This window comes from Foliimonas ilicis (assembly GCF_039939195.1).
Classification (GTDB): Bacteria; Pseudomonadota; Alphaproteobacteria; order Rhizobiales; family Rhizobiaceae; genus Foliimonas; species Foliimonas ilicis.
In genome coordinates, this window is sequence record NZ_JBDUUH010000001.1 from 1,035,306 (window position 1) to 1,060,296 (window position 24,991).

Sequence of the window (24,991 nt, forward strand, 5' to 3'; positions counted from 1 at the left end):
GCATGACGAATATCATCCTTCGCGGGCGCACCTTGTCGTTCGTTCGCTGGCCGGATAGCGGCGACGATGCCGCATCTTATGTGTATGAAGAAGACGGTGCGCTGCTTGTCGGCGGGGGCAAGATCATTGCCGCCGGGACGTTCGCAGATGTCTCGTCGAAGGCCGGGCCGGACGTAAAAATCATCGACCATCGCCCGCATCTCATTCTGCCGGGGTTCATCGATTGCCATGTTCACATGCCGCAGATGCAGATCATTGCATCCTACGGCGCCGAGTTGCTGGACTGGCTGAACACCTACACTTTCCCCGAAGAGGCCAAGTTCCGTGATGCCCAGCATGGCAGGCGCATTGCGCGGCTCTTTCTGGAAGAAATGATACGAAACGGCACGACCAGCGTCGTCGCCTATTGCTCGGTGCACAAGCAGTCGGTCGAGGCTTTCTTCGAAGAAAGTCATGGCCGCAACATGCTGAACATCGCCGGTAAGGTGATGATGGATCGCAACGCGCTGGAGGCCGTGCTCGACACGCCGCAATCCAGCTATGACGACAGCAAGGCGCTGATCGGCGAATGGCACGGCAAGGGCCGTCAGCATTATGCGGTGACGCCGCGTTTCGCCATCACCTCCAGCCCGGAGCAGATGGAGATGGCAGGCGCGCTGATGCGCGAGCATCCTGATCTTCATATGCAGACGCATCTTTCCGAAAACCATGCGGAAATCGCGTTCACGCAGGAGCTTTATCCGTGGTCGAAGGACTATACGGATGTCTATGAGCATTACGGCCTGCTCGGTCGCAAAAGCCTGTTCGGGCATAGCATTCATTTGAGCGAGCGCGAGGCGGATGCGCTTTCCGACAGCGGTTCGGTGGCGGTTTTCTGCCCGACCTCCAATCTGTTTCTTGGTTCCGGGCTGTTCGATTATCAGCGCTACCGGCAGCGCGAAAAGCCTATCCGCATTGCGGTTGCGACCGATGTCGGCGGCGGCACGAGTTACTCGATGCTGCGCACGATGGACGAGGGCTATAAGGTGATCGCGCTGAATGGCGAAAAGCTCAATCCGCTGGCGTCTTTCTGGCAAATCACGCTGGGCAACGCGCAGACGCTTTCGCTGGAAGATAAGATCGGCACGCTGGAACCCGGAACCGATGCCGATGTCGTGGTGATTGACAGCGGTGCGACGCCCGGAATGCGCCTTCGCATGGAGACGATCAAATCGCTGACTGAAGAGCTTTTCATGCTGCAGACGCTCGGTGACGATCGGGCAATCGCTGAAGTCTACGTCGCCGGAAAACCCTCGAAAACCACGCTGGAATCGCTCCTTCCCTGATCCGGGCCCTGATCCGGACTTGACCCATGGTCATCATGCCATAAAACCACGGCATCGATTATGGGCTTTGCTGAATCGTGGAGGAAGAATTGGGCGTTGCTGACGAAATCCAGATCATCATCCGGCAGGAGGGGGAACTGGTGTTTCCAGCCTTCGACGAGGCTGCAGCCTTCGCCATCGGCTCAAGGATCCGCGACCGGGCGCTGAAGGACGGTCTCGGCATCATCGTGGATATCCGCACCTGGGACCGGCCGCTGTTTTACGCTGCGATGCCGGGCTCGAACGCGTCCAACCCGGACTGGGCACGCCGGAAGATCAATGTCGTAAAGCGCTTCCTGAAAAGCACTTACCGCATGGTGCTAGAGCAGGAACGGCCCGACCGCACGTTCAAGCCCGGAGAGGGGCTGGACATAGCCGACTATGTGCTGGCTGGAGGCGGCTTTCCCATTACGGTCAGGGGTGCGGGGGTTATCGGTTGCATTGCCGTCTCAGGCCTGCCTGAAAGGCAGGATCACGAAGTGGTGGTTCGGGCTCTGTCCGAGCATCTGGGAGTGGACCATGCGGCATTGGCTTTGCCAGCCGAGGCATCCAAGTCATGAGCGGTACACGCGAACTCGATCCCAAAACCTTCCTCGTCTCCATTTTTGAAGCGGCGGTTGCTGCTGCCGACCCTGAAAAAACCATCCGGGACCATCTGCCCGAAAAGCCGAAAGGCCGCACGATCGTCGTCGGCGCGGGCAAGGGGGCTGCGCAAATGGCGGCTGCATTGGAGAAAGCCTGGGACGGACCGCTCGAAGGCGTGGTCGTGACCCGTTACGGATATTCGGCCCCTTGCGAGCGCATCCGGGTCATCGAGGCGGCGCATCCGGTGCCGGACGAGGCGGGCCTCAAGGCTTCGAAACTGCTGCTCGATCAGGTTGCCGGTCTTAGCAAAGATGATCTGGTGATCGCGCTTATCTGCGGCGGTGGTTCGGCACTGTTGCCTGCGCCGCCGGAAGGCTTGACGCTTCAGGACGAAATCGCAGTCAATGAGGCGCTGCTGGCGTCCGGTGCGCCGATCTCGGCGATGAATGCTGTGCGCAAGCACATTTCGCGGATCAAGGGCGGCAGGCTTGCCGCGGCTGCGCATCCGGCCCGCGTGGTCTCGCTCGTCGTTTCCGATATTCCCGGCGACAATCCCGCACTCGTTGCTTCCGGCCCGACGGTGCCCGATCATGCAACGCGGGCGGATGCGCTGAAGATCATCGAGACTTACGGCATGAAACTGCCGGAGGCGGTGATGGCGCATTTCAAATCCGCCAAGGCAGATGCACCGAAACCCGACGATACGGTTTTTGCAAATCACGAAGTGCGGCTGATTGCGTCGGCTGCCGTCTCGCTGGAAGCAGCGGCAGCGCTTGCAAAAGCGCAGGGCATCGAGACTGTCATCCTTTCGGATTCGATCGAAGGCGAGGCGCGCGAAGTCGGGTCGGTTCACGCGGCAATCGCGCGTGAAGTCGCGCTTCGCGACCGGCCCTTCAAAAAACCGGTGCTCATCCTGTCAGGTGGCGAGACGACCGTGACGCTGAAAGCCAAAGGCAAGGGCGGCCGCAACAGCGAGTTCCTGCTGGCGTTTGCTATCGGGATAGATGGCGTTTCCGGGATCGATGCATTGGCCGCGGATACGGATGGCATCGACGGTTCGGAAGACAATGCCGGCGCTTTCGCAGATGGCAGTACTGCCGTTCGCATGCGCAAAGCGGGTGCCGACGCCAAGGCACTTCTTGCCGCAAACAATGCTTGGACGGCCTTCGATACAGTCGATGATCTTTTCGTTCCGGGACCAACGGGGACGAATGTGAATGATCTTCGGGCTATTTTGATCAGGTAGGTTGCCTAATTGGCCGCCATTAACCGCTTCACCGCTTTCATATCGGCCAGAAACCGTTGGCGCTCAGCCTGTGCATCGGAAGGGTCGGGGATGCGGAGTATGAAAGACGGGTGGATGGTCAGGAACACAGCCAAGCCGTCGTCACGGGTCACGACTTCGCCGCGCATTTTTGTGACCGGAATAGCCCTGCCTAACAGCGATTGGGCGGCGGTCGCGCCGAGCGCTACGACAAGGTCAGGTTTGAGGATTTCGAGTTCCTTGTCGATCCACCAGCGGCAGGCCTGAACCTCTCCGGCGTTCGGCTTCTTGTGCAGACGGTGCTTGCCGCGTGGCTCGAATTTGAAATGTTTTACCGCATTGGTCACATATACGATCGTGCGGTCGAGTGCGGCCAGTTCAAGCGTTTCATCGAAAACCTTGCCCGCCGGGCCGACGAATGGCTTGCCCGCAATGTCCTCCTGATCGCCCGGTTGCTCGCCGACGAAAACCACGCGTGCATCGTCGGGGCCTTCGCCGAACACGGTCTGCGTCGCTTCGCGCCAAAGCGGGCAACGTTTGCAGCCGCTTGCAGCCTTTCGTAGTTCGGAAATTGATGTCGCATCAGCTCCGTCGTCCTTTTCTTCGGGACCATCGGATTTCGGCCAGTGTTTCGCCTGAATTTTCGCATGATGCGGCGCGGGCTGGGTGGGCATTTTGGCAACCATTTCCTTCGCGGCCTCCTCCGCTCCGGCTATCATGCCGGGAATGAGCGAGGCCTCGGGAAGGTTCCGCCAATATTTCTTCGGCATCTCAGCCTGCATCGCCTTCACCTTGAGGCGGGCGGGATTGAAGATATTCTGGAAATAGGTGCGCCAGAGCTCTTCCGCGGCATCCTCTGTCGGCGCGTCCTTCTTCGATGCGGCGGGGCCGATCGTCAGCGTTTCGCCGTCCCAACTGGCGGATGCCTGCGGGGTGAGGATCGTCCAGTTCATACCGGTGAAGCGGCGTACGAAAAATGGCGCGTTGCGCTCGACGATAAAATGCGCCGGCTCGAACCATGCCACGTATTTTTCCGGCGTGGCGTCGCCGATTTTTCTGAACCGCACGAAAGCGCGCATCTTGTGAATGTCGCGCCGAACGGCTTTGTCCATAGTTTCGAAACGGCGAATGTCCGGGTCAGAAGCGATCCTGACGAGATCCGGCTCGGTACGCATGCGCCAGAGCAGCCGATAGAGAAACGAAAAGCGCTCGGAGTCGGAATTGCAGATTACGGCTTCGGCGCGCGCGATGAACTCCTGGCGGACATTGAGCGCGGCGCCTTCGGGGATTTCAGGAAGGCCGGAGGCCACGCCCGGCGCAATTTCCCATGAAATATCGTGCGGCGTGATGTCGTTGAGCACCAATCGGCGGGCCGCATCGCGCCAGCCTGCAAAATCGGTTTCGCTCTGCAGATTGACAGTGTAGCGGGCAAAGCCGAGTTCGCGGGCGGTGTTCATCAAAACAGCGAGAGTTGCTGGGCGGGCGGTGTGAGCCGCTGGCGAAGATGCGCCTCATCGGTCTGCGTGCCGGGCGACCAGCCTTCAGCAACGATGAAGGGTCGGACTTTGGTGACGGATGCGCAAAGACGGCCAACGTCCTCAAGCCGCAGGCGGCGATAGCGGCGGCTTTCGAGAATGCGCTTGACCGCTTTCGTGCCGAGACCTGGCACGCGCAGCAGCATTTCGCGGTCTGCGCGGTTCACGTCCAGCGGAAAAATCGCGCGGTTGCGCAAAGCCCAGGCGAGTTTTGGGTCGATTTCGAGATCGAGCATGCCATCTGCGCTGCCATGCAGAATTTCCCCTTCGGCAAAGCCGTAAAAACGCATCAGCCAATCGGCTTGATAAAGCCTGTGTTCGCGCATCAAGGGCGGTTTGCGCAAAGGCAGGGCGGAGGACGAATCGGGGATCGGGCTGAAGGCGGAATAATAGACGCGGCGCAGGTGGTAGCTGCCGTAAAGCCGCGCGCTGGCCTTCAATATGCCTGCATCCGCGGTGGCATCCGCGCCAATAATCATTTGAGTGGACTGGCCACCCGGCGCGAAACGCTGCTTCTTTTTGCTGAAAGGCGCGGGCTCTGCCTTTTCCTCGATTTTAGCGCGCAGATTGGCCATGGAAAGGCGGATCGTTTCCGGCTTCTTTTCCGGCGCGAGGCGTTTTACGCCCTCATCGGTCGGCAGTTCGACATTGATCGACAATCGGTCTGCGTAGCGCCCAGCTTGTTCGGTAAGCTCCGGCGCGCATTCGGGAATGGTCTTGAGATGGATGTAACCGGCGTAATTATGCTCCTCGCGCAAACGCCGTGCGATTTCCACCATTTCGCCCATCGTCTCGTCAGGCGAACGGATGACGCCGGAGGATAGGAACAGCCCCTCGATATAGTTGCGCTTGTAAAATTCCAGCGTGAGACTGACCACCTCATCTATCGTGAAGCGCGCGCGGGCGACGTTCGAGGACGAACGGTTGATGCAATAGCTGCAATCATAGATGCAGAAATTAGTAAGAAGGATTTTCAGTAGCGAGATGCATCGTCCGTCCGGTGCATAGGAATGGCAGATGCCCATGCCTTCGGTTGAGCCAATACCGCCGGATTTCAGAGAGTTGCGACCGCCAGCACCTGACGACGCGCAAGACGCATCGTATTTCGCTGCATCGGAGAGAATCGCAAGTTTTTGACGTGTCGAAAGAACGGCCATTTGTTCATGGTATGTTCTTTCGTGTGTGGAGGCTATAACAATTGTTATGCCTCTGCCGTTTAAACCTCGTGGAGGTAAAGGTGGTAGTCGAGTTCGCTGACCGTGCGGGCGACGCGCAGATATTCGGCGTGTTTTATCTCGGTGAAGGTGCGGTGCAAATCTTCGCCCAGCGCGTGCTTCAGGAAGGTTGAAGCGCGGGCGGCTTCGATTGCGGTGCGCCAGTCGGATGGCATGGCGTTTTCGGCGGAAGCGGGTGCCTCGTAGCCATTTCCGGTTGTTTCCGGGCCGGGATCGAGCTTTTCGTCCAATCCCTTCGCTATGCCTGCAAGAACAGTCGCGGCGACGAGATAAGGGTTTGCATCGACGCCTGAAGGGCGATGTTCAAGGCGGCGGTTCGCTGTGTTTCCGGCCGGAACGCGCAGAGCGACCGACCGGTTGTTTACGCCCCATGTGGGTGCGACCGGCGCGTAAGATTGCGCGACGAAGCGGCGCCATGAATTGGCGTGCGGGGCAAAAACCAGCATGGATTCGGCCATAGTGGAGGCAAGCCCGCCGAGCGAATGGAGCAGCGCAGGTGCCCATTCCCCTTCTTTGACTTCGGCAAAAACGTTCTTGCCTTCGTCATTTTGCATCGACACGTGAAGATGCATGCCGGAGCCTGCATATTTCTCGATGGGCTTTGCCATAAAACAGGCAGTTACGCCGTGACGACGCGCAGCAGCGCGCACGATACGCTTCAACAAAACCAGATCATCGGCGGCTTGCAGGATGCTCTTGCGGTAATGCAGGGTCAGTTCGTACTGCCCCGGCGCATATTCCGAAATGACGGTTTCGGCCGGAATGCCTTGCGCTTTCGCAGCGGCGTAAATGTCGGAGAAAAGCGGCTCCATGCCGTGAAGATGATCGACCGAATAGACCTCGGTCTTGCCACTAATGCGACCGTCGAGCACGGCGGATGCGGGCTGGACGCGGCCATCGGCATCGCGCTCATTGGCCAGCAGGAAGAATTCGAGTTCGAACGCGCCTGCGGGGTGCAGGCCCTTTGCTTCAAGCGCTGCGATCTGGCGAACAAGCGCATGGCGCGGGTCCGATGTCATCGGCGCGCCGTCGAGGTGATACATCGACATCAGCACCTGCCCGCGTGGCGGGTTGGTGCCGAAAAGTGGCTTCAACGTGCCGGGTATCGGCCATGCGCGCAGGTCGCCATCGCCCGAATCCCAGATCAGGCCGGTTTCGTGAACGTCCTCGCCGGTGATGTCGAGGCCGAGGATCGAGATCGGCATATGCCGCCCGCCCTCGTAAATGCCCGGCAGTTCGTGGCGGCGGATGATCTTGCCGCGCCCGACGCCGTTCGCGTCGGTCAGCACGATGTCGAAGGCTTCTATTTCGGGGTGCGCTTCGAGGAAGGAATTTGCCTCGGCGATGGTCGAACCGGTCGGTGAAGTCATGATTTCGCTCTGTTGCATAACGCTTGTCTCATGCCGAAAGCGCTCCTGCAATATCAAGACGTGTGCCACGATGCCGAAACAATTGGTATTCAGACAAGGGTTATGAAGCGGAGGTTTCGAATGCGTCGTGTTTTATTGGCCGGGATCGGTTTGATGTTTGCAGCACCGGCAATGGCGTCCGGCGGGATTTCATGCAGCGTCGATGACGGCAAGGCCAGGCTCGAACTGAATGGTGCCACAAGCCGGGGCATGGGCGGGGCTTTCTTCAGCTTTGGCGCGGAACTGACGCTTGCCGACCCGCAAATCAACGCGGATTTGCGCAAGATTGCATTCGAACGCGCGCATCTCGCCCAGAACTGGCACGACGAAAAGGAATTGAAGCTGCGCCTTTACCGAGAGCGGGAGGGTGACAAGCCGCATGGCTATGTCGAACTTCTGATCGAGACCGAACTGTCGGAAGAAGGGATTTTCAAAGGGCGCTATGTCGCCGAGGTCTACGACATGACCGACGCGAAGGACAGCATGGCAAAGACTGTGAAGATCGAGGGCGCGGTGGAGTGTATGGCGGAGTAAATGGAGCGGTTCCTGTTTTGATGGAATCACGAGGCGCCCCTCTCTGTCCTGCCGGACATTTCCCCCACAGGTGGGGAGATTGGCTGACACAACTCTCGGTATTCATTCTGCGACGTCAGCAATTGGTGCCGCGCTTTAATGTTAGCGTAATCTCCCCACCTGTGGGGGAGATGTCCGGCAGGACAGAGGGGGGCGCTGTCCCGCCAGCGGTTCTATCTAAAAATGAAGGGCTCTACCCCGAAATATCGATCACACCGCAATCGCCTGCATCCGAGCCGAATGCGACGCGCTGGCCCTGGCGGTCCCAATCCATGGCGATGATTGCGCCTTTGCCGGCGCGGCGGAACAGGACTTCCTTGGCATCGGCGAAGCGGGCGGCGATGATCATGCCGTCATTGTAGCCGATGGCGACGATGTCTTCGCCGGGGTGACAGGCGACGGCTGTGACCATCGCATTGCCGCGTGTGCCGAGTTCCAGCGGGGCTTTTCCCATCGGGCCATCCTTGCCGGAAAACGGCCAGACAATTGCCGCCGGTGCACCGGAACTTGCCAGCCAGCGGCCCTTGGCGCTCCAGGACAGGCTTTTGACCTTGGCGGGATAGCCGGTCATGCGCATGTGCTTGCCGTCGGCCAGCTTCCATCCGTGAAGGGCATTTTCCTGCATGGAGGTGATGACGAAATTGCCGTCCGGCGAAAACATGATGGCCGTGTGAGCGCCAGCCCATTCGAGTTCGGTCGGCTTGCCCTCGGTGGCCGGGAAATGCAGCGTCGCGCCATTGTAGCGGGCGACGCCGAAACGCACGCCCTTTGGCGAAAAGGCAAGGCCCTCGACCGAGCGCGGATGTGTGAATTCCTTGATCTTGCCGTCTGCAAAACGGACATAGGCGTTTTTGCCTGTTGCATAGGCGATAATGCCTTGTGGACCGGCAGCAACGCTGGTGATCCATTTCTTGCCGGCTTCTGCCAGTATCTGGATCGATCCGTCCGCCGAAAGCGCAGCGATTTTGCCATCCTCGCCGCCGGTGATCAGCCGCTTGGCCGAAGCGTCGAGCACGACGCTGGCCAGCCCGTCATGGGCTTCGATGTGCTTATGGCCGTGATCGAGGCGGTGAACCACGCCGTCAGCCATTGCGAAGAATGGAATGTCGCCCAGAAAGGCCGTTGCGATGCAGTGACCTTCAAGGTCGAAAGGGGCGACTGTGGGCATGGGCGAATTATTCCATTCGAGATTTCGGCTGTCCCTCACCCTTACCCTCTCCCCGTAAGGACGGGGAAGAGGGTGCCGGCAGGCGGATGAGGGGCAGTAAATAAGCGGCAGATTGGCGCTGGTTTCAAGCCGCCTGACAGGCTTCGAAGCTGCGCTTCAGGCGTTCGGCGTCGAGATCGCGGCCGATGAAGACGAGGCGGCTGTCGTGGCGCTCGTCTTCTTTCCAGGCGCGCTGGTGGTCGCCTTCGATGATCATGTGAACGCCCTGAATGACATAGCGCTCGGGATCGTTCTTGAAGGCGATGATGCCTTTGAGGCGAAGGATGTTCGGGCCTTCCATCTGGGTGATCTTCTGGATCCAGGGGAAGAACTTCTTGTCGTCCATCTCGCCGCCGCGCAGCGATACGGACTGCACCGTCACATCATGGATGGCGGACGCCTCGCCATGGTGATGATGGTCATGCCCATGGTCGTGGCCGTGATGGTGGTGATGATCGTGATCGCAGTTCGGGCCGCATTCATGATCGTGGTCATGGTCGTGATCATGTGCTTCGAGGAAGTGCGGATCGTTTTCCAGCGCGCGCTTCAGATCGAAGGCGCCACGGTCCAGAACGGTTTCCAACGGCACGCCTGCACGCGTCGTGCGATGGATCGTGGCTGCGGGGTTGATCGCGCGGACCGTCGCCTCGACGTTGCGCAATTCCTCTTCCGTAACGAGGTCGGTCTTGTTCAGGATAATGACGTCGGCGAAGGCGATCTGGTCTTCCGCCTCACGGCTGTCTTTCAGGCGCAACGGAAGATGTTTTGCATCGACCAGCGCGACGACCGCGTCGAGCTTGGTCTTGGAGCGCACGTCGTCGTCCATGAAGAAGGTCTGCGCGACCGGCACAGGGTCGGCGAGGCCGGTCGTTTCGACGATGATTGCATCGAAGCGACCCGGGCGGCGCATCAGGCCCTCGACGACGCGAATAAGGTCGCCGCGCACCGTGCAGCACACGCAGCCATTGTTCATTTCGTAGATTTCCTCGTCGGATTCCACGATCAGATCGTTGTCGATGCCGATCTCGCCGAATTCGTTGACGATCACCGCATAACGCTTGCCGTGGTTCTCCGACAGGATGCGGTTGAGAAGCGTGGTTTTTCCCGATCCGAGATAGCCCGTCAAAACGGTTACCGGTATCTGGCTCTGTGTCTCGCTCATGGTCTTCCTCGAAGGGGTTGGTTGCCCACCATATAGGACGGGCAAAACGGTTTTGCACGTTTGAATCTAGGCTCAAGGACAAGAGCAGGGCATGAAATGTGGTGCCTGCTGCCCCTGCAAATTTATTTTGTCATCTAACTGTTATGTATGCATGCAATGAGCGTGGCATGGATTTCCGCGCAGCCGGCTCATAGTGTGGGTGACGGCGGGCGGAAACGGATTGCCAACAGCGCGACCGGGATTATTCTTCGTCGCTCCAAATCGGACCCGACAGCAGGAAAACGAAATGGCCAAGGCTGACAGAACTGCCACGATGAGCCGGTTGCATTCGGCTGCACGGCTTTCCCGCACCGCATTGGCGGCGCGCCTTCTAGGGCACGGTTTTTACGCCGGGCAGGACCAGATCATGCTGGCGCTCGACAAGCAGGACGGGCAGACGCCCGGAACGCTGGCAGGCAAGCTCGGCGTTCGTCCGCCGACCATCACCAAGACCATTAACCGGCTTCAGGCGCAGGGCTTTCTCGAAAAGCGTGCTTCCAATGGCGATGCGCGGCAGGCCCATATTTTCCTCACCGATCTTGGCCGCGAAGCGATGCGCGCCATCGAAAAATCGGTGAAGAAAACAGAAAAGCAGGCGTTTCAGGGGCTCGACAAGAAAGAGCAGAAGACGCTGAGCAAGCTGCTTTCGCGTGTAGAGGCTAATCTTTCGGGTTCTGTGGTCGAGAGTGAAGACGACGAGCCAGACACCGACGAATAGAAATCGCGAGGGCTTGCCTTCCTGGTACAAACACCTAATTGCCGCCAGACAGCTTTTTGTCTTGCCGCATCCGACTATCCGGCCGAAAAAGACATTTCATACCCGGCCAGAGATTCGTGAACGCTCCCGTAAAACAAACAGAACAAGCCACGCCACTTAACGCGATTTTCCTCGTATTCGCTGCGGGGGTGTTGTTCACCTTCCTCGATGCGAGCGCCAAGACGCTTGTGCTTGCGGGCATGTCGCCCGTCTTCGTGTCGTGGATGCGCTTTGCGGTTCACCTCCTCATGGTCATCCTGCTGTTTAGAAGCTGGCGCATGTTTCGTGCACAAAGCCTGCCGCGCCAGCTACTGCGCGGAACGTTCATGTTCACCACGACAGCCTTGAACTTTGCGGCGCTCAATACGCTGCAACTGGCGCAGACCATGTCGATCATGTTCCTCAGCCCGCTTATCATCACCGCACTGGCCGGGCCGCTTTTGGCCGAATGGGCCGGCTGGCGGCGCTGGCTGGCGATTTGTGTAGGGCTTGTCGGCGTGCTGGTCATCGTGCGGCCGGGTTTCGAATCTTTCGGCATTGGCCATGTCTACGCATTCGGGGCGACTCTGATGAACAGCCTCTATGTCATCATGACGCGCCATATGTCGGCGCGCGAGACGCCGGAAAGCCTGATCCTCTACTCCGCGTTGATACCGGTTCTGATGCTGCTTCCGGTCGTGCCGTTCGAATATTCGCTGCCGCAGGAACCGTTGCATTGGGTGCTGCTTTTCTCGCTCGGCTTTTTTGGCGGGTTCGGCCATTGGCTGCTTATCAAGGCCTACAAGCAGGCGACCACCACGGCACTCGCGCCCTATCCCTATCTCCAGATGCTCTGGATGATCGCTATCGGTTGGCTGGTCTTCCATCAATTGCCGGATCGCTGGACGCTTGTCGGCTCGGCGATCATCGTCGCCAGCGGCCTCTATATCGTGCATCGCGAACACAGGCTGCGGGTGCTGAACCGTGCTGCGCCGAATGCCGATGTCGAGCAATTGGCAAAAAAGCTCTGATTTCAGAACAGTTGCGCAATCCCGTTTAAATAGTTTAATTAAACTGTTGAATCGGGGAGGACACGCGGCTGGCACAGAAGATCAAGCTATCCACCATCGCAGATGCGCTTGGTGTATCGACAGCAACCGTTTCGCTTGCGTTGCGCGACAGTGCGCTTGTGGCCGATGCGACGCGCGAGCGTATCAAGGAACATGCGCGCGCGATCGGTTACATTTACAACCGTCGTGCAGCCAGCCTGAGAACCTCGCGTTCCGGCATCGTCGGTGTCGTGGTGCACGACATCATGAACCCGTTCTTTGCGGAAATCCTGCGTTCGATCGAGACCGAGCTCGACCGCAGCCGCCAGACATTCATTCTTTCCAACCATTACGACCAGCTTGAAAAGCAGCGCATGTTCATCGACACGCTGCTGCAACTTGGTGCGGATGGTGTGATCATGTCGCCGGCAATCGGTACGCCGCCGGAAGACATCAGAATGGCCGAAGAGAACGGCCTGCCCGCAGTGCTGATTGCCAGAAGCGTCGAGGGCGCGGAAGTGCCGGTGTTTCGCGGCGACGACGCCTATGGCACCGGGCTTGCCACAAACCATCTGATCTCACTTGGGCACAAGCGCATAGCCATGATCGGCGGCACGGATCAGACATCGACCGGCCGGGATCGCTATCAAGGCTATCTTTCGGCGATGGAGGCTGCGGGGCTGGAAGTACGTCCTTCGTGGCGTCTGCCTGGACCGCGCACGAAGCAGGCCGGTTTCGAGATTACCGGGCAGTTCCTGGCCTTGCAGGACAAGCCGACCGCGGTCGTGTGCTGGAACGATCTGATCGCCATCGGCCTGATGAACGGCATTGCGCGCGCAGGGCTGGTGCCCGGCGTCGATATTTCCGTGACCGGCTATGACGACCTCGAAGAAGCTGCAATCGCCACGCCCGCGCTGACGACCGTCTGGAACGGCCAGCGCGAAGTCGGGCGGCGTGCGGCCAGCGCTCTGCTCGATAAGCTCAACGGTCAGAAGGTTCGCCCTTCGCAGGAGCTTATCAAGCCGGAGCTTCATGTACGGCAGTCCACCACGCAGCCCGTCGAACGCAAATAATAGGACATTCAAGGAACCGTTTTTCGCTTTTCCGATTAACCATGCCTTAAGAAGCCCCAATTCATGCTTAATGGATAGTGAATCAGGGGCTTCCCATTCAAAGGTTGGTATATTGAAGGCGCTCACTCTTCTATTGTCGGCAGGGATCGCTGCAGGTGCGTTCGCTGTTTTTGGGCCGGTGCAAGAAAAGCCGACCGCAATCGTGCCGAAGACGACGCTCGAATATCCATCGACCGTCTATCGGATAGAGACGGCGGAAAGTGCAGATAGCTGCCACATCGAAAAGGGCGCGGTCGTTGCCGATGGCAAATCGTTCCTGCATGTCGATGATGACTGCAAGAGCATCTATCCCGGCATCAGCGATGCGAAATTCTGGGTGGAAGACGAAGATGGCGCGGTTTCGTTCACCGAAAACGGCGTCGATCCGATCGTGACATTCTCGGTCGCGGACGGTGCGGCCTACGAATCGTTCAAGCCGCACGCACCGATGCTGTCTTTGATGGTCGAATAGCTATTCGGCGGCGTTTCTAACGGCGATCTTTCCGGCGGCATGAAGCCGTACGGCATCGCCGAAGGCCTTGAATATGCGCGCTGATGCGCTGTCGGATTTGAACCAGTATTCCGGGTGCCACTGAACGCCGACGGCAAAGGCCGGAGAGCCGATGACCGACACGGCTTCGACCATTCCGTCTTCTGCAGCCGCTTCCACCTGCAGTTTCGAGCCGAGACGGCCGACTCCCTGACGGTGCACGGAATTGACTTTTATGTCGCCTGCGCCAAAAATCCCTGCAAGGCAGGTGCCCGGCTTGATCGAAATCGACTGGTGGATCGCGAAACGCTCATCCTGATTGTCGCTGACGGGCGCGCGGTGATCGAGTGCGCCTTCGCGCTCCTGAATTTCCGTGGCGAGCGTGCCGCCCAGCGCGACGTTCATTTCCTGAATGCCACGGCAGATCGCCAGAAGCGGAACGCCCTTTTCGATGGCCTTGCGGATCAGCGGCAGCGTGGTCGCATCGCGATCCGGATCGTAGGGGCCGTTGGCCTCGGTTGCTTCCTCGCCATAAAGCGAAGGGTGCACATTGCTTTTCGAGCCGGTGATCATCACGCCATCGACGCGCTCCAGCAGGCTGTCGAGGTCCAGCTTGTCGCCGAAGGACGGCACGAGCACTGGAAACACGCCCGCACCGATGAGTGCTGCTTCCAGATATTGCTTGGGCGCGGCATGCCAGGTGTAGTTCTCGAACTGGCGAACATCGGTCGAAATGGCGACGAGCGGCTGGGACATTTGAGAGGCTTTCACGCAAATACGAATTGGCTGACCTGAAAATAGGCGATTCCGGATGGTTTTTCCAACCCGGATTTCGATTGGCACATCAGCTTGCGCGCGCTGCCTTAGACTATAGTCCAACTGCAGGCGCTGACAGGCTTTCAAGGCTTGCCAAGTGCTGGACTTGGGGTGTTCGACGTGTATTGTCTCCAAGGCGCCGGCACCGGATTTATCCATATTTACAATCGGCTGCTCTTATATCTGGTCCATAATAGGGAGGAACTCATGGATCGCCGATCGTTTATCACCAAGGCAGGTTTTGCCGGGGCGGGTGCTGCTGCTGCAACAGCGCTGGCAACCCCCGCAATCGCCCAATCCAATCCAAAAGTGACGTGGCGGCTTGCCTCCTCGTTCCCCAAATCGCTCGACACGATCTATGGCGGTGCCGATACGCTCGCCAAATATCTGTCGGAAGCGACCGACGGCAATTTCACCATTCAGCCTTTCGCTGCAGGCGAACTCGTTCCGGGCCTTCAGGCTGCCGATGCAGCGTCGAACGGAACTGTGGAAGTGGCCCACACCGTCGCCTATTATTATGTCGGCAAGGACCCGACATGGGCGCTGGGCGCTGCGGTTCCATTCGCGCTCAATGCGCGCGGTATGAACGCCTGGCAGTATCATGGCGGCGGTATCGACCTGTTCAACGAGTTCCTCGGCACGCAGAATTTGTTCGGTCTGCCCGGTGGCAATACCGGTGTTCAGATGGGCGGCTGGTTCCGCAAGGAAATCAAGACCGTTGCCGATCTGCAGGGCCTGAAGATGCGCGTCGGCGGTTTTGCCGGCAAGGTTCTGGAAAAGCTGGGCGTCGTGCCGCAGCAGCTTGCAGGCGGCGACATCTATCCGTCGCTTGAAAAAGGTACGATCGACGCTGCCGAATGGGTCGGTCCTTACGATGACGAGAAGCTCGGCTTCGAAAAAGTCGCGCCTTATTACTACTATCCGGGTTGGTGGGAAGGCGGTCCGACCGTCCACTTCCTGTTCAACAAGGAGAAGTACGAAGGGCTTCCCAACAACTACAAATCGCTCCTGCACACGGCAGCGCAGGCGACCGACGCCGACATGCTCCAGAAATACGATTATGTGAATCCGGGTGCCGTGAAACGGCTGGTCGCGAATGGCGCGCAATTGCGTCCTTTCAGCCCGGAAATCCTCGAGGCCTGCTACGAGGCGGCAAACGAGGTCTATGCGGAACTCGACAAGACGAACCCGGCCTTCAAGAAGATCTGGGACTCGATCGTCGCATTCCGCAAGGAGCATTATCTCTGGGCTCAGATCGCGGAATACAATTACGACACGTTCATGATGATCCAGCAGCGCAACGGCAAGCTGTAAGCCGATTTCGCAGTGATCGGACAAACCCGGGGCCTCGGCTCCGGGTTTTTTTTATGAAGCGCCCACCTCGAAATGCGGAACGGAAACCGGCTTTCCGACCGTCATGGCGCTGCGGAATTTTTCGTCCGCATCCAGAAAGACGCTTTCGGTTCCCGCGCCGGTCGCGTCGAAGAAGCGGCTGACGAAACAGCGGAACGATGCGCAAAGCGCTATGTCGCAAATTTGCGGGTCGCTGAAGCCGGCTGCATGCAGCGTGTCGATGTCGCTTTTGGAAATATTGGATGCGTCGACGACGACTTTCTCCGCATAGTCCAGCATCTTCACGTCTTTGCCGGGAAGACCCGCATTGCGGAAATCTCTTTGCACGGCAAGGACAGCCTCCTTCGATCCGAGATCGCCGATCAGTTGTTTGCCGTAGACATGCGAACAATAGGTGGATGGGATTAGCTTTGCGGCAATCAGCGTGATCAGCCGCCACTCACGCATGCCGAGCGAGAAGCCCGCGCGGATGCCGTCGGAGAAATCGGTATAGAGCGGCAAGAGATCGCCGCGCGACGTAAAGCAGCGCGCGGCGTCCATGACGAAGCCGCTCTGCGCATTCTGTTTCTCATAAATTTCGGCGACCCTGCCGGTCGCATTTTCGGGGCTTATCGTTTTCAGAAACATTGGACCTCCAAAGGAAAGTCCCGCCGAAAGCGAGCTTACCAGAAATCCGGCCGGGCAGGAATTGCGGCCAATAAAAAGCCCGGTTCGAGACCGGGCTTTTCAGGATCAGAATTTCGGCGGTTGAGAGAGGTCATTCGCCGGTGGCTGTGTGCCTGCCGGTGGTGCGGCTTCTCCACCTTCTTGTGCGGGCGGCATTCCAAAGGGCGATAGTCCGCCCAGCCCTGGCATTTCCGGCAGTTCCATATTGATCGTCGATGGATCGACCGGCTTGCCCTTGTAGTGCATGACCATTTGCGGGAACGCGATGGTCAGGCCCACCATGATGAGCTGGATGAAGACGAACGGCACTGCACCCCAGTAAATCTGCCCGGATGTCACCGGCATGATCTTCTTGCCGGTAATGCGATCCAGATAGGGCACGCGTGCGGCCACCGAACGCAGATAGAACAACGCAAAGCCGAATGGCGGATGCATGAAGCTCGTCTGCATGTTGATGCCCAAAAGCACGCCGAACCAGATCAGGTCGATGCCGAGCCTTTCCGCAGCAGGTGCCAGAAGCGGCACGATGATAAAGGCCAGCTCGAAGAAATCTAGGAAGAATGCCAGGAGGAAAACGAGAATGTTGACCGCGATCAGGAAGCCGACTTCACCGCCCGGCAGGGAAACGAGCAGATGCTCAACCCAGACGTGGCCGTTGACACCATAAAAGGTGAGCGAGAAGACGCGCGCACCGATCAGGATGAACAGGACGAAGGACGACAGGCGCGTGGTCGAAGCCAGAGCCTGTTTCACGACATCCAGCGAAAGACGGCCTTTCGCCGCCGCCATGATGAGTGCGCCGACCGCGCCCATTGCGCCGCCTTCGGTCGGCGTCGCGATGCCGAGGAAGATCGTACCGAGAACGAGGAAGATCAGCGCCAGTGGCGGGATCAGAACGATGATGACCTGCTGCGCCAGCCGGGACATCATATTGATGTTCAGGCCCTTGTCGGCAAGCGCTACGGCATAGATGAAGGCCACGCCGACCGTACCGCCCAGAATGTCGGCATTCGCGCCCTGGGTCGGGTAGAGGTAGATGTGCGCCGCATAGGCTATCGCGCCTGCCGCGATCACTGCGACCAGAAGTGACATGACGCCATGGCCGAGCGTGCGCGCTTCCAGCGGAAGGGCGGGTGCCGCGTTCGGCTTCACGATCGAAACGATCAGAACGTAGAGCATGTAGAGCCCGGTCAGAACGAGACCGGGGATCAGCGCGCCCTTGTACATGTCGCCGACCGAACGGCCGAGCTGGTCGGCCAGGACGATGAGAACGAGCGACGGCGGAATGATCTGCGCCAATGTGCCGGACGCCGCGATGACGCCGCTGGCCAGTTTCCGGTCATAGCCGTAACGCAGCATGATCGGCAGCGAGATCAGGCCCATCGCTATGACCGATGCCGCCACGACGCCGGTGGTTGCTGCAAGCAGCGCACCGACGATGATGACCGCATAGGCAAGACCGCCGCGGATGGGGCCGAAAAGCTGGCCGATTGTGTCGAGCAGGTCTTCCGCCATGCCGGAGCGTTCGAGCACGATGCCCATGAAGGTAAAGAAGGGGATGGCCAGCAATGTCTCGTTGGACATCACGCCCCACAGGCGATCAGGCATTGCGGTGAGCAAAGGCCATGAAAGGTTGATGCTACCGCCCGAAAGAGGTGCAAGCTCGACGCCGACGACAAAGAAAAGAAGGCCGTTCGCTGCAAGCGCGAAGGCGACCGGATAACCGAGAATGAGGAAAAGGATAAGTGAAGCGAACATGATCGGAGCCATGTTCTGGGCAATTAATTCCATCACGAGCGGACCTCCTCGGCAATCGCCTTGCCTTCGAGTTCTGCCTGCTCATGCGGAGGTATGTAGGGGGTCGGATCATCCATATGGCCGCGCATGATGGCGACCTTTTTGATGATCTCGGAAATCCCCTGGAAGAACAGCAATGCGAAGCCTGCCAGAAGAAAGGCTTTTGCCGGCCAGATGATGAGGCCGCTGGCACTCGACGAATATTCGCCCGAGCGGACCGACCGGCTGACATACGGAATGAGGTAATAGAGCATCAGCGTGACGAACGGCATCAGGAAGAAGACGTGGCCGAACAGATCGATGCGGTGCTGTGTCTTGCGCGATAAGGCGCCATAAAGCAGGTCGATGCGAATGTGTTCGCTCTGCTTCAGCGTATAGGCGGCAGCCAGCAGGAATGCCGCGCCGAACAGATACCATTGCAGTTCCAGCCAGGCATTCGACGACATGTTGAACGCCTTGCGAACAATCGCATTGCCCGCACTCACCAGCACGGCCGCAAGGATGAGCCACGACACAGACTTGCCGATGAACTCGTTTACCCGGTCGATAAAACCGGCCAGAGCCAGAAGCCCTCTCATGAATTTCCTCCCATTTCCCCGTGAAGCGATGTCTTGGCGCAGCGCTTGAAGTGGCAGCATATGAGCGCGCGTGTGCTACTCCGTCAACATCGTCTGGACCAATCTGGCCTACGATCAAAATTACCGGGAAACAACCGCAAGGCGCGCCAAGGCTCTAAGACTTTTGTCGAAGAAAGCTGGTTTGGACGCCCAGTTCATCGCGCGGGCGAAGGACGAGGATAGCGACGAGCGCCAGAAACATCGCTACGTCGCGCCATTCGATTGGGAAATATCCGGCCCATAGAGATTCGACGATGGCAAAGCAGGCAGCTCCCATCGCGGCGCGGGATGGCGAGTGAAAGCCGCCGATGGCGGTTATGAAAAGCACTTTGAGGCCGAAGAACAGGCCGGTGCCGAAGCCGATATTTCCATAGTGAAGTGCTGCGAGAATGCCGGCCAGTGCCGCAGCCAGTCCGCCGAACACGATGGCGCGAGAGAATATTTTGGGCACATCGATGCCGACCATCGCCGCCATGCCGGGATCATCGGAAACCGCGCGCCATTGCCGCCCGAAATGCGACCCGGCAAGCGCGGTGCTTGCAAGGAGAAGCGTCAGAACGGCAATCGAACAATTGACGATCTGCAACAGCGTGAGTGTTGCGCGGAAATCCATCGAGGATGCAAAGACGATCGGTGTCGAAAGGATCGGCGGAAGCCAGAAATCCTTCGTATCCGAAGCGATGCGGCCAAGCTCGGTCAGGGCGATGGCAACGCCCAGCGTTGCGGCAACAATCGTATTGGGCGATTGGCGCGCCAGCGGCGCCAGCACATTGCGCGCCAGCAGATAGCTGATGAACGCGGCATAGATAAAGGCTGTGGCTGTGCCGAACAGAAGGGCGGCAGGCAGCGTCATCCAGAGTACCTGCCAGCCGAAAACGGCACCGAGGATCGTGATCTGCCCGGAAATGGCGAAGACCGCGCCATGGGCGATGTTCGCACGGTGAAGCATGCCGTTTATCAGCGCATAGCCAAAGGCGAGGAGCGCATAAAGTGCACCGGAATGCACGCCGTTCAGAACCTGCTGAAAGAAATAAAGCAAGATTGGCTCCGCTCTGAAGCATTTCACGCTGCGCGCTCGAATCTAACTTGTCAAACGTATTTTACAGGTTAGGATTTGCCATGGCAGTCGAATGGACAGAGCATAGATTTTCCGGCGGCGTGCTGGCGCTGGATCTCGCAAATACGGTGGTGTTGCGCTGCGACTCTGAACGCAGTTTCGACCGCTTTGAAAATCCTGACGAAATCGCGCGTTTCGCAGAAGCAGCGAGCATCTTCCGGGCCGACGAACTGGCGGGGAGGCAAATCTCGGCAGTCGACCCGGAAGCGGTTCACACATCGGTCGTTTCGTTGCGAGAGGCGGTGGACCGGCTTTTCCGGCACTCCGTGTTGAACCAAAGCATGCGCGCCGACGATGTTGCAACGATGCTTTCGGCCTGCGCAACAGGCATGGCGGGTTCGAAAGAGACGGTCACGGCTGAACAGCCATTCGGCAATCCAAAAACGCCGATGCGCATCGAGACCGCGCTTTCGGTTTCGGCGCTTTCCCTGTTGGCTCAACCGATCCGCGAGCGCATCCGGATTTGCGCGAACTGCGCATGGCTGTTTCTGGACCGCAGCCGCAATGGCAGCCGCGTCTGGTGCGACATGGCGGTCTGCGGAAATCGCCAGAAGGCAAAACGGCATTACCGGCTTCGCAAGGCTCAACCGGGGAGGGTGAGTTCATGAGAACGGGTTTTCGCGTGGCATTGACCCTTTCGGCAATGCTCGCCGTTTCGTCCTGCCGGGACACGGCGGAGCAGTATTTCGAGCTTTCGGGGCGGCTGTTCGTGTTCAACTACCGCGTCGCCACCGTCCGCTATCTGCTGACGCTCAACCCGCTGAAGCCTGTCGGCGACAATGAATTCGCGGTGACGACATTCGAAAACCCGGCGGGCGGCGCGCCGATGGTGGTGCGCCAGAAACTTTGGCCCGAGCACCAGAAGGTGACGATAGAGAGCCCGCCGCTGGAATGCGTCGTCAAGGACAGGCCATACAAGGTTTCGATCCGCATCGAGGGCGAGGGCGGATCGGTCCTGCAGGAGATCGAGACGACGATGGTTTCCTCGCAGGATCAGAGCATGCTGCCGGATCGTCCATTGGTGGTGGGTTCGCTCTATACGCCCAATCCCGAACTTGCTGGGCATCCCGATGGGAAGCTGCCGGGCGGGCGCGGTACCGCTTGTCCCGCGGCCAGATAAATCGCGTCGTAATTTCTTCAGCGCCGCGATAGCTTCCGAGGGTATTTTCAAAGCGAATCGGGAATGAGACGAAAATCGTTTGACGCGCTTGCGTTGCACGAAGAGACTCCCATTCCAGAATCCCGACGTTAGCGGCCAGAGTTCGGCGGGTCGCTTCCGCAGAGGAAAGCATTGATGACCCTTCACGACGTTGCGCTCGACGACAAATTCGACCTTTCGAAGGAGCGCATCTTTCTTTCGGGCGCGCAGGCTGTGGTGCGTATGCTTCTCATGCAGCGCGAGCGCGACCGGCTGGATGGCTTGAAAACAGCAGGCTTCGTTTCCGGTTATCGCGGTTCGCCTTTGGGGGCGCTCGATCTGCAATTGTGGAAGGCGCGCCAGCAGCTCGTCGGCTCCGACATCGTCTTTCAGCCGGGTCTCAATGAAGAACTGGCGGCCACGGCATGCTGGGGCACCCAGCAGACGGAATTGCTGGGCGAAGGCAAATATGACGGCGTTTTTTCCGTCTGGTACGGCAAGGGGCCAGGCGTAGACCGCTCCGGCGACGTGTTCCGCCACGCCAATCTGGCCGGTTCGTCGAAATATGGCGGCGTGCTGGCTTTGATGGGCGACGACCACATGGCGGAATCCTCCACCAACGCCCATGCCACGGAGTTCCTGTTCGTCGATACGATGATCCCGATCCTCAATCCGGCGGGTGTGCAGGAGGTCATCGATTACGGGCTCTATGGCTTTGCCATGTCGCGTTTTGCGGGCACATGGGCGGCCATCAAATGCGTGAAGGACAATATCGAATCGACTGCCTCCGTCGATGCGTCGCTTGAGCGGCTGAACATCGTGCTGCCGGAGTTCGACATGCCGCCCGGCGGGCTGAACATCCGCCACGAACTCGACCAGCTTGGACAGGAAGCGCGGCTTCACGAATTCAAGCGCGCCGCCGCATCCGCCTTCATTCATGCCAACGGACTGAACCGCATCGTCTATTCCGGCGGGTCCAAGCCCAAAATCGGCATCATGACCGTCGGCAAAAGCTATCTCGACGTGCGTCAGGCGCTGGAAGACATCGGTATAGACGAGAATGAGGCGAACCGGATCGGCGTTCGCCTGTTCAAGGTTGCCTGCCCGTGGCCGCTCGATCTCGACCATGTTCGCGAATTCGTGCGCGGTCTCGATATGGTAATCGTGGTCGAGGAAAAGCGCTCGCTGCTTGAAGTCCAGCTTCGCGAGAGCCTCTACGGTACGTCAACGCAGCCCGCAATCATCGGCAAGCGCGACGAGCGCGGCGAATGGCTTTTCCCGGCGAAGGGCGCGCTCGACCCGAACGACATTGCGATTGCGCTGGGTGAGCGCATTTTGAAGGTGATCGGGCCGTCGGAGCAAATCTCCGCGCGGATCAACCGGATGAAGCAGTTTCAGGCGATGCTGGCCGAAACCAAGGATGTCGGTGGCCGCACGCCCTATTTCTGTTCCGGCTGCCCGCACAACAGTTCGACCAAAGTGCCGGAAGGCTCAATCGCCGGTGCCGGTATAGGCTGTCACTTCATGGCGCTGTGGATGGACCGCGCGACCATCGGCTTCACCGCGATGGGCGGCGAGGGCGCGCAGTGGATAGGGCAGGCGCCTTTCTCGAAACGCGAGCATATTTTCCAGAATCTGGGTGACGGCACCTACAACCACTCCGGTTCGCTGGCGATCCGCTTCGCGCTTGCCTCCAAGGCGAACATCACCTTCAAAATCCTCTACAATGATGCCGTCGCGATGACCGGCGGCCAGCCGCATGAAGGCAGCCTGACCGTCGACATGATCGCGCAACAGGTGCGCGCCGAGGGTGTGGAGCGGCTGGCAATCGTTTCCGACGAGCCGGAAAAATACGCCGGGCGGATGCAGTTTCCCTCAGGCGCGACGATCCATCATCGCGACGATCTGGATGCCGTGCAACGCGAATTGCGTGAGATCGAAGGCGTCTCCGTACTGCTCTACGACCAGACCTGCGCTGCCGAAAAGCGACGCCGCCGCAAGCGCGGCACGTTCCCGGACCCGGACAAACGCGTCATCATCAACGAACTCGTCTGTGAGGGCTGCGGCGATTGCGGCGTGCAGTCGAACTGCGTCTCGATCCAGCCGGTCGAAACCGAATTCGGCCGCAAGCGGCGCATCGACCAATCGTCCTGCAACAAGGATTTTTCCTGCGTAAACGGTTTCTGCCCGTCCTTCGTGACGGTGCATGGCGCGAAGATCAAAAAGGCGGGCGGCATCGCCAGTACGTCCGATCCGCTGGACAGCGTGCCGGAGCCGCAAATCGCAACGCTCGGCAATGAAGGCTGGGCGTCCATCATCGATGGCGTCGGCGGCACGGGCGTCGTCACCATCGGCGCGATACTCGGTATGGCGGCGCATCTAGAAGGCAAGGGCTGCGGCATGATCGACATGGCCGGGCTTGCGCAGAAGGGCGGCGCCGTCTTCACGCATGTCCGCATCGCGAAATCACCGGCGGACATTAATGCGATCCGTGTTTCCGCCGGCAAGGCAGATCTCATTCTGGGTTGCGATCTCATCGTTTCGGGCAACAAGAAGGTGCTTTCCGCCGCTCGCGAAGGCCGGACGACTTTCATTGCAAACACGGCAGAGGTGATGCCGGGCGATTTCGCGCGCTCTGCGGACTTCTTCCTGCCGGTCGAACGGCTAAAAAAGGCGATCCGCGCGGCTGCAGGGCCGGATAAATCACATTTCTTCGATGCGACGCGCGCTGCGACCGTGCTTTTCGGAAATTCGCTTGGCGCGAACATGTTTCTATTGGGGGTCGCATACCAGCTTGGTGCGCTGCCGCTTTCGGCGGAAGCCATCGAAAAGGCGATTTCGCTGAATGGCGAGGCGATCGCCATGAACGTCTCTGCGTTTCGCTGGGGGCGCCGGGCAGCCCATGCGCCGGAGTTTGTCCGCGATCTCGTCGAGGCGTCGGGAAAGGGGTCTTCGGAAACGAATATCGCCGAGACGCTGGACGAGGTCATCGCCAAGCGTAAAGCCTTCCTGACGGGCTATCAGAATGCAGCCTATGCCAGGCGCTATGAGGATCGCGTTTCGGCGATGCGGGCAACCGAGGAAAAAGCGGTGCCCGGTTCGACGGTGGTCAGCGAGGCGGTCGCGCGCAATCTTTTCAAGCTGATGGCGATCAAGGACGAGTACGAAGTCGCGCGGCTTTATACGGACGGTTCTTTCAAGCGGCAGCTTGCGGCGCAATTCCAGGAGTATGACCGGCTCGAATTCCACCTGGCACCGCCTGTTCTGGGCAGGCGGGATGCAAGCGGCAAGGCGCGCAAATCCACTTTCGGTCCCTGGATGATGAAGGGCTTTCGCGTGCTCGCCGCACTCAAAGGATTGCGCGGTACGCTTTTCGATATATTCGGCCATACGGCAGAGAGACGAATGGAACGCCGTCTGCTTGTCGATTATGAAGATGATCTGGCCTTGGTGGAAAATCTGCTTGGACCGGATAAAATAGACGCCGCGGTGGCGCTGGCATCGTTGCCGGCAACCATACGCGGTTATGGTCATGTGAAACAGGCAAGTGTTACAAGGGCCGAGGGGGAACGCATCAGGCTTCGTGACCGTTTATCCAGCGAGGAAATCCGGATGAAGGTTCAGGCTGCCGAATAGGCGTTATCAAAGAACTTCAATCGTATTATCCAGTTGGATTTTAAGGTTTTCCTCTACGTCCTAAAGAATTTTTAATGTGATCGTGTCACTT

Annotated in this window: 22 protein-coding genes; 12 read left to right on the forward strand and 10 right to left on the reverse strand. The window is 59.0% G+C overall.

All coding sequences use genetic code 11. From position 1 onward, the window contains the following. Positions 1 to 2: 2 nt before the first annotated feature. The 3 genes from guaD (at position 3) to ABFT80_RS05215 (ending at position 3,195) form a co-directional block, all read left to right on the forward strand. Positions 3 to 1,325, forward strand: a complete 1,323-nt coding sequence (gene guaD / locus ABFT80_RS05205; protein ID WP_347970758.1) for a guanine deaminase — start codon at positions 3 to 5, stop codon at positions 1,323 to 1,325. A gap of 89 nt (positions 1,326 to 1,414) precedes the next feature. Next, positions 1,415 to 1,924: a heme-degrading domain-containing protein gene (locus ABFT80_RS05210; RefSeq protein WP_347970759.1), complete on the forward strand. Its 510-nt coding sequence runs from the start codon at positions 1,415 to 1,417 to the stop codon at positions 1,922 to 1,924. Beyond that, the gene (locus tag ABFT80_RS05215; RefSeq protein WP_347970760.1) at positions 1,921 to 3,195 is read left to right on the forward strand and encodes a glycerate kinase type-2 family protein; all 1,275 of its coding nucleotides are present in this window, start codon (positions 1,921 to 1,923) and stop codon (positions 3,193 to 3,195) included. The genes ABFT80_RS05210 and ABFT80_RS05215 overlap by 4 nt, the downstream gene beginning before the upstream one ends. 5 nt (positions 3,196 to 3,200) lie before the next feature. On the opposite strand, the gene ABFT80_RS05220 is transcribed toward ABFT80_RS05215, so the two are convergent. From ABFT80_RS05220 to ABFT80_RS05230, 3 genes are read right to left on the reverse strand one after another with little or no spacing between them, the layout of a single operon-like run. Beyond that, a complete protein-coding gene (locus ABFT80_RS05220) occupies positions 3,201 to 4,670 on the reverse strand; it encodes a UdgX family uracil-DNA binding protein (RefSeq protein ID WP_347970761.1) in 1,470 nt (489 codons plus the stop codon). Further along, entirely contained in the window at positions 4,670 to 5,905 is a 1,236-nt protein-coding gene (locus ABFT80_RS05225; RefSeq protein ID WP_347970762.1) for a putative DNA modification/repair radical SAM protein, read from the reverse strand. Before ABFT80_RS05225 ends, ABFT80_RS05220 begins: the two co-directional genes overlap by 1 nt. Before the next feature lie 59 nt (positions 5,906 to 5,964). Next, positions 5,965 to 7,353, reverse strand: coding sequence for a glutamine synthetase family protein (locus ABFT80_RS05230; RefSeq protein WP_347970763.1), 1,389 nt, complete (start codon positions 7,351 to 7,353; stop codon positions 5,965 to 5,967). A gap of 120 nt (positions 7,354 to 7,473) precedes the next feature. Here ABFT80_RS05230 and ABFT80_RS05235 point away from each other — a divergent pair, with 120 nt between their 5' ends. Continuing rightward, a complete protein-coding gene (locus ABFT80_RS05235) occupies positions 7,474 to 7,926 on the forward strand; it encodes a hypothetical protein (protein ID WP_347970764.1) in 453 nt (150 codons plus the stop codon). 232 nt (positions 7,927 to 8,158) lie between these two features. Here ABFT80_RS05235 and ABFT80_RS05240 read toward each other — a convergent pair whose 3' ends face one another. Continuing rightward, positions 8,159 to 9,133 (reverse strand): WD40 repeat domain-containing protein, encoded by a 975-nt coding sequence (locus ABFT80_RS05240; RefSeq protein WP_347970765.1) that lies wholly within the window; start codon positions 9,131 to 9,133, stop codon positions 8,159 to 8,161. 124 nt (positions 9,134 to 9,257) lie between these two features. Then, positions 9,258 to 10,334 carry a CobW family GTP-binding protein gene (locus ABFT80_RS05245; RefSeq protein ID WP_347970766.1) on the reverse strand — a complete coding sequence of 359 codons (1,077 nt, stop codon included), beginning with the start codon at positions 10,332 to 10,334 and terminating at the stop codon, positions 9,258 to 9,260. A gap of 286 nt (positions 10,335 to 10,620) precedes the next feature. On the opposite strand from ABFT80_RS05245, the gene ABFT80_RS05250 reads away from it, so the two are divergent. The 4 genes from ABFT80_RS05250 to ABFT80_RS05265 all read left to right on the forward strand — a co-directional run bounded on the left by ABFT80_RS05250 (position 10,621) and on the right by ABFT80_RS05265 (position 13,742). Further along, a complete protein-coding gene (locus ABFT80_RS05250) occupies positions 10,621 to 11,091 on the forward strand; it encodes a MarR family winged helix-turn-helix transcriptional regulator (RefSeq protein ID WP_347970767.1) in 471 nt (156 codons plus the stop codon). Positions 11,092 to 11,207: 116 nt separating this feature from the next. Next, a complete protein-coding gene (locus ABFT80_RS05255) occupies positions 11,208 to 12,140 on the forward strand; it encodes a DMT family transporter (RefSeq protein ID WP_347970768.1) in 933 nt (310 codons plus the stop codon). Positions 12,141 to 12,208: 68 nt separating this feature from the next. Continuing rightward, positions 12,209 to 13,231, forward strand: coding sequence for a LacI family DNA-binding transcriptional regulator (locus ABFT80_RS05260; protein WP_347970851.1), 1,023 nt, complete (start codon positions 12,209 to 12,211; stop codon positions 13,229 to 13,231). A gap of 112 nt (positions 13,232 to 13,343) precedes the next feature. Next, complete coding sequence (locus ABFT80_RS05265) at positions 13,344 to 13,742, forward strand: hypothetical protein (protein WP_347970769.1); 399 nt, start codon at positions 13,344 to 13,346, stop codon at positions 13,740 to 13,742. On the opposite strand, the gene ABFT80_RS05270 is transcribed toward ABFT80_RS05265, so the two are convergent. Further along, positions 13,743 to 14,516 carry a gamma-glutamyl-gamma-aminobutyrate hydrolase family protein gene (locus tag ABFT80_RS05270; RefSeq protein ID WP_347970770.1) on the reverse strand — a complete coding sequence of 258 codons (774 nt, stop codon included), beginning with the start codon at positions 14,514 to 14,516 and terminating at the stop codon, positions 13,743 to 13,745. It lies immediately after the preceding gene. A 267-nt stretch (positions 14,517 to 14,783) separates the two neighbouring features. Here ABFT80_RS05270 and ABFT80_RS05275 point away from each other — a divergent pair, with 267 nt between their 5' ends. Then, positions 14,784 to 15,890 (forward strand): TRAP transporter substrate-binding protein, encoded by a 1,107-nt coding sequence (locus tag ABFT80_RS05275; protein ID WP_347970771.1) that lies wholly within the window; start codon positions 14,784 to 14,786, stop codon positions 15,888 to 15,890. Between the two features lie 51 nt (positions 15,891 to 15,941). Here ABFT80_RS05275 and ABFT80_RS05280 read toward each other — a convergent pair whose 3' ends face one another. The 4 genes from ABFT80_RS05280 to ABFT80_RS05295 all read right to left on the reverse strand — a co-directional run bounded on the left by ABFT80_RS05280 (position 15,942) and on the right by ABFT80_RS05295 (position 20,048). Continuing rightward, entirely contained in the window at positions 15,942 to 16,556 is a 615-nt protein-coding gene (locus tag ABFT80_RS05280; RefSeq protein WP_347970772.1) for a carboxymuconolactone decarboxylase family protein, read from the reverse strand. Between the two features lie 105 nt (positions 16,557 to 16,661). Then, positions 16,662 to 18,386 carry a TRAP transporter large permease gene (locus ABFT80_RS05285; RefSeq protein ID WP_347970852.1) on the reverse strand — a complete coding sequence of 575 codons (1,725 nt, stop codon included), beginning with the start codon at positions 18,384 to 18,386 and terminating at the stop codon, positions 16,662 to 16,664. Continuing rightward, a complete protein-coding gene (locus ABFT80_RS05290; protein WP_347970773.1) occupies positions 18,386 to 18,970 on the reverse strand; it encodes a TRAP transporter small permease subunit in 585 nt (194 codons plus the stop codon). Before ABFT80_RS05290 ends, ABFT80_RS05285 begins: the two co-directional genes overlap by 1 nt. 154 nt (positions 18,971 to 19,124) lie before the next feature. Beyond that, positions 19,125 to 20,048 carry a branched-chain amino acid ABC transporter permease gene (locus ABFT80_RS05295; protein ID WP_347970774.1) on the reverse strand — a complete coding sequence of 308 codons (924 nt, stop codon included), beginning with the start codon at positions 20,046 to 20,048 and terminating at the stop codon, positions 19,125 to 19,127. Between the two features lie 80 nt (positions 20,049 to 20,128). Here ABFT80_RS05295 and ABFT80_RS05300 point away from each other — a divergent pair, with 80 nt between their 5' ends. The 3 genes from ABFT80_RS05300 to ABFT80_RS05310 all read left to right on the forward strand — a co-directional run bounded on the left by ABFT80_RS05300 (position 20,129) and on the right by ABFT80_RS05310 (position 24,900). Continuing rightward, positions 20,129 to 20,734, forward strand: coding sequence for a CGNR zinc finger domain-containing protein (locus ABFT80_RS05300; RefSeq protein ID WP_347970775.1), 606 nt, complete (start codon positions 20,129 to 20,131; stop codon positions 20,732 to 20,734). Beyond that, on the forward strand, positions 20,731 to 21,246 hold the full coding sequence (locus ABFT80_RS05305) for a hypothetical protein (protein WP_347970776.1): 516 nt from the start codon (positions 20,731 to 20,733) through the stop codon (positions 21,244 to 21,246). Before ABFT80_RS05300 ends, ABFT80_RS05305 begins: the two co-directional genes overlap by 4 nt. A 174-nt stretch (positions 21,247 to 21,420) precedes the next feature. Beyond that, positions 21,421 to 24,900, forward strand: coding sequence for an indolepyruvate ferredoxin oxidoreductase family protein (locus ABFT80_RS05310; RefSeq protein ID WP_347970777.1), 3,480 nt, complete (start codon positions 21,421 to 21,423; stop codon positions 24,898 to 24,900). The last annotated feature ends 91 nt before the right edge of the window (positions 24,901 to 24,991 follow it).

Coding starts and splice junctions, on each gene's coding strand:
- ABFT80_RS05310 (WP_347970777.1), top strand. CDS start 21,421: ATGACCCTTCACGACGTTGCGCTCGACGACAAATTCGACCTTTCGAAG.
- ABFT80_RS05215 (WP_347970760.1), top strand. CDS start 1,921: ATGAGCGGTACACGCGAACTCGATCCCAAAACCTTCCTCGTCTCCATT.
- ABFT80_RS05240 (WP_347970765.1), bottom strand. CDS start 9,133: ATGCCCACAGTCGCCCCTTTCGACCTTGAAGGTCACTGCATCGCAACG.
- ABFT80_RS05300 (WP_347970775.1), top strand. CDS start 20,129: ATGGCAGTCGAATGGACAGAGCATAGATTTTCCGGCGGCGTGCTGGCG.
- ABFT80_RS05220 (WP_347970761.1), bottom strand. CDS start 4,670: ATGAACACCGCCCGCGAACTCGGCTTTGCCCGCTACACTGTCAATCTG.
- ABFT80_RS05225 (WP_347970762.1), bottom strand. CDS start 5,905: ATGGCCGTTCTTTCGACACGTCAAAAACTTGCGATTCTCTCCGATGCA.
- ABFT80_RS05285 (WP_347970852.1), bottom strand. CDS start 18,386: ATGGAATTAATTGCCCAGAACATGGCTCCGATCATGTTCGCTTCACTT.
- ABFT80_RS05230 (WP_347970763.1), bottom strand. CDS start 7,353: ATGACTTCACCGACCGGTTCGACCATCGCCGAGGCAAATTCCTTCCTC.
- ABFT80_RS05305 (WP_347970776.1), top strand. CDS start 20,731: ATGAGAACGGGTTTTCGCGTGGCATTGACCCTTTCGGCAATGCTCGCC.
- guaD (WP_347970758.1), top strand. CDS start 3: ATGACGAATATCATCCTTCGCGGGCGCACCTTGTCGTTCGTTCGCTGG.
- ABFT80_RS05270 (WP_347970770.1), bottom strand. CDS start 14,516: ATGTCCCAGCCGCTCGTCGCCATTTCGACCGATGTTCGCCAGTTCGAG.
- ABFT80_RS05290 (WP_347970773.1), bottom strand. CDS start 18,970: ATGAGAGGGCTTCTGGCTCTGGCCGGTTTTATCGACCGGGTAAACGAG.
- ABFT80_RS05235 (WP_347970764.1), top strand. CDS start 7,474: ATGCGTCGTGTTTTATTGGCCGGGATCGGTTTGATGTTTGCAGCACCG.
- ABFT80_RS05250 (WP_347970767.1), top strand. CDS start 10,621: ATGGCCAAGGCTGACAGAACTGCCACGATGAGCCGGTTGCATTCGGCT.
- ABFT80_RS05280 (WP_347970772.1), bottom strand. CDS start 16,556: ATGTTTCTGAAAACGATAAGCCCCGAAAATGCGACCGGCAGGGTCGCC.
- ABFT80_RS05275 (WP_347970771.1), top strand. CDS start 14,784: ATGGATCGCCGATCGTTTATCACCAAGGCAGGTTTTGCCGGGGCGGGT.
- ABFT80_RS05245 (WP_347970766.1), bottom strand. CDS start 10,334: ATGAGCGAGACACAGAGCCAGATACCGGTAACCGTTTTGACGGGCTAT.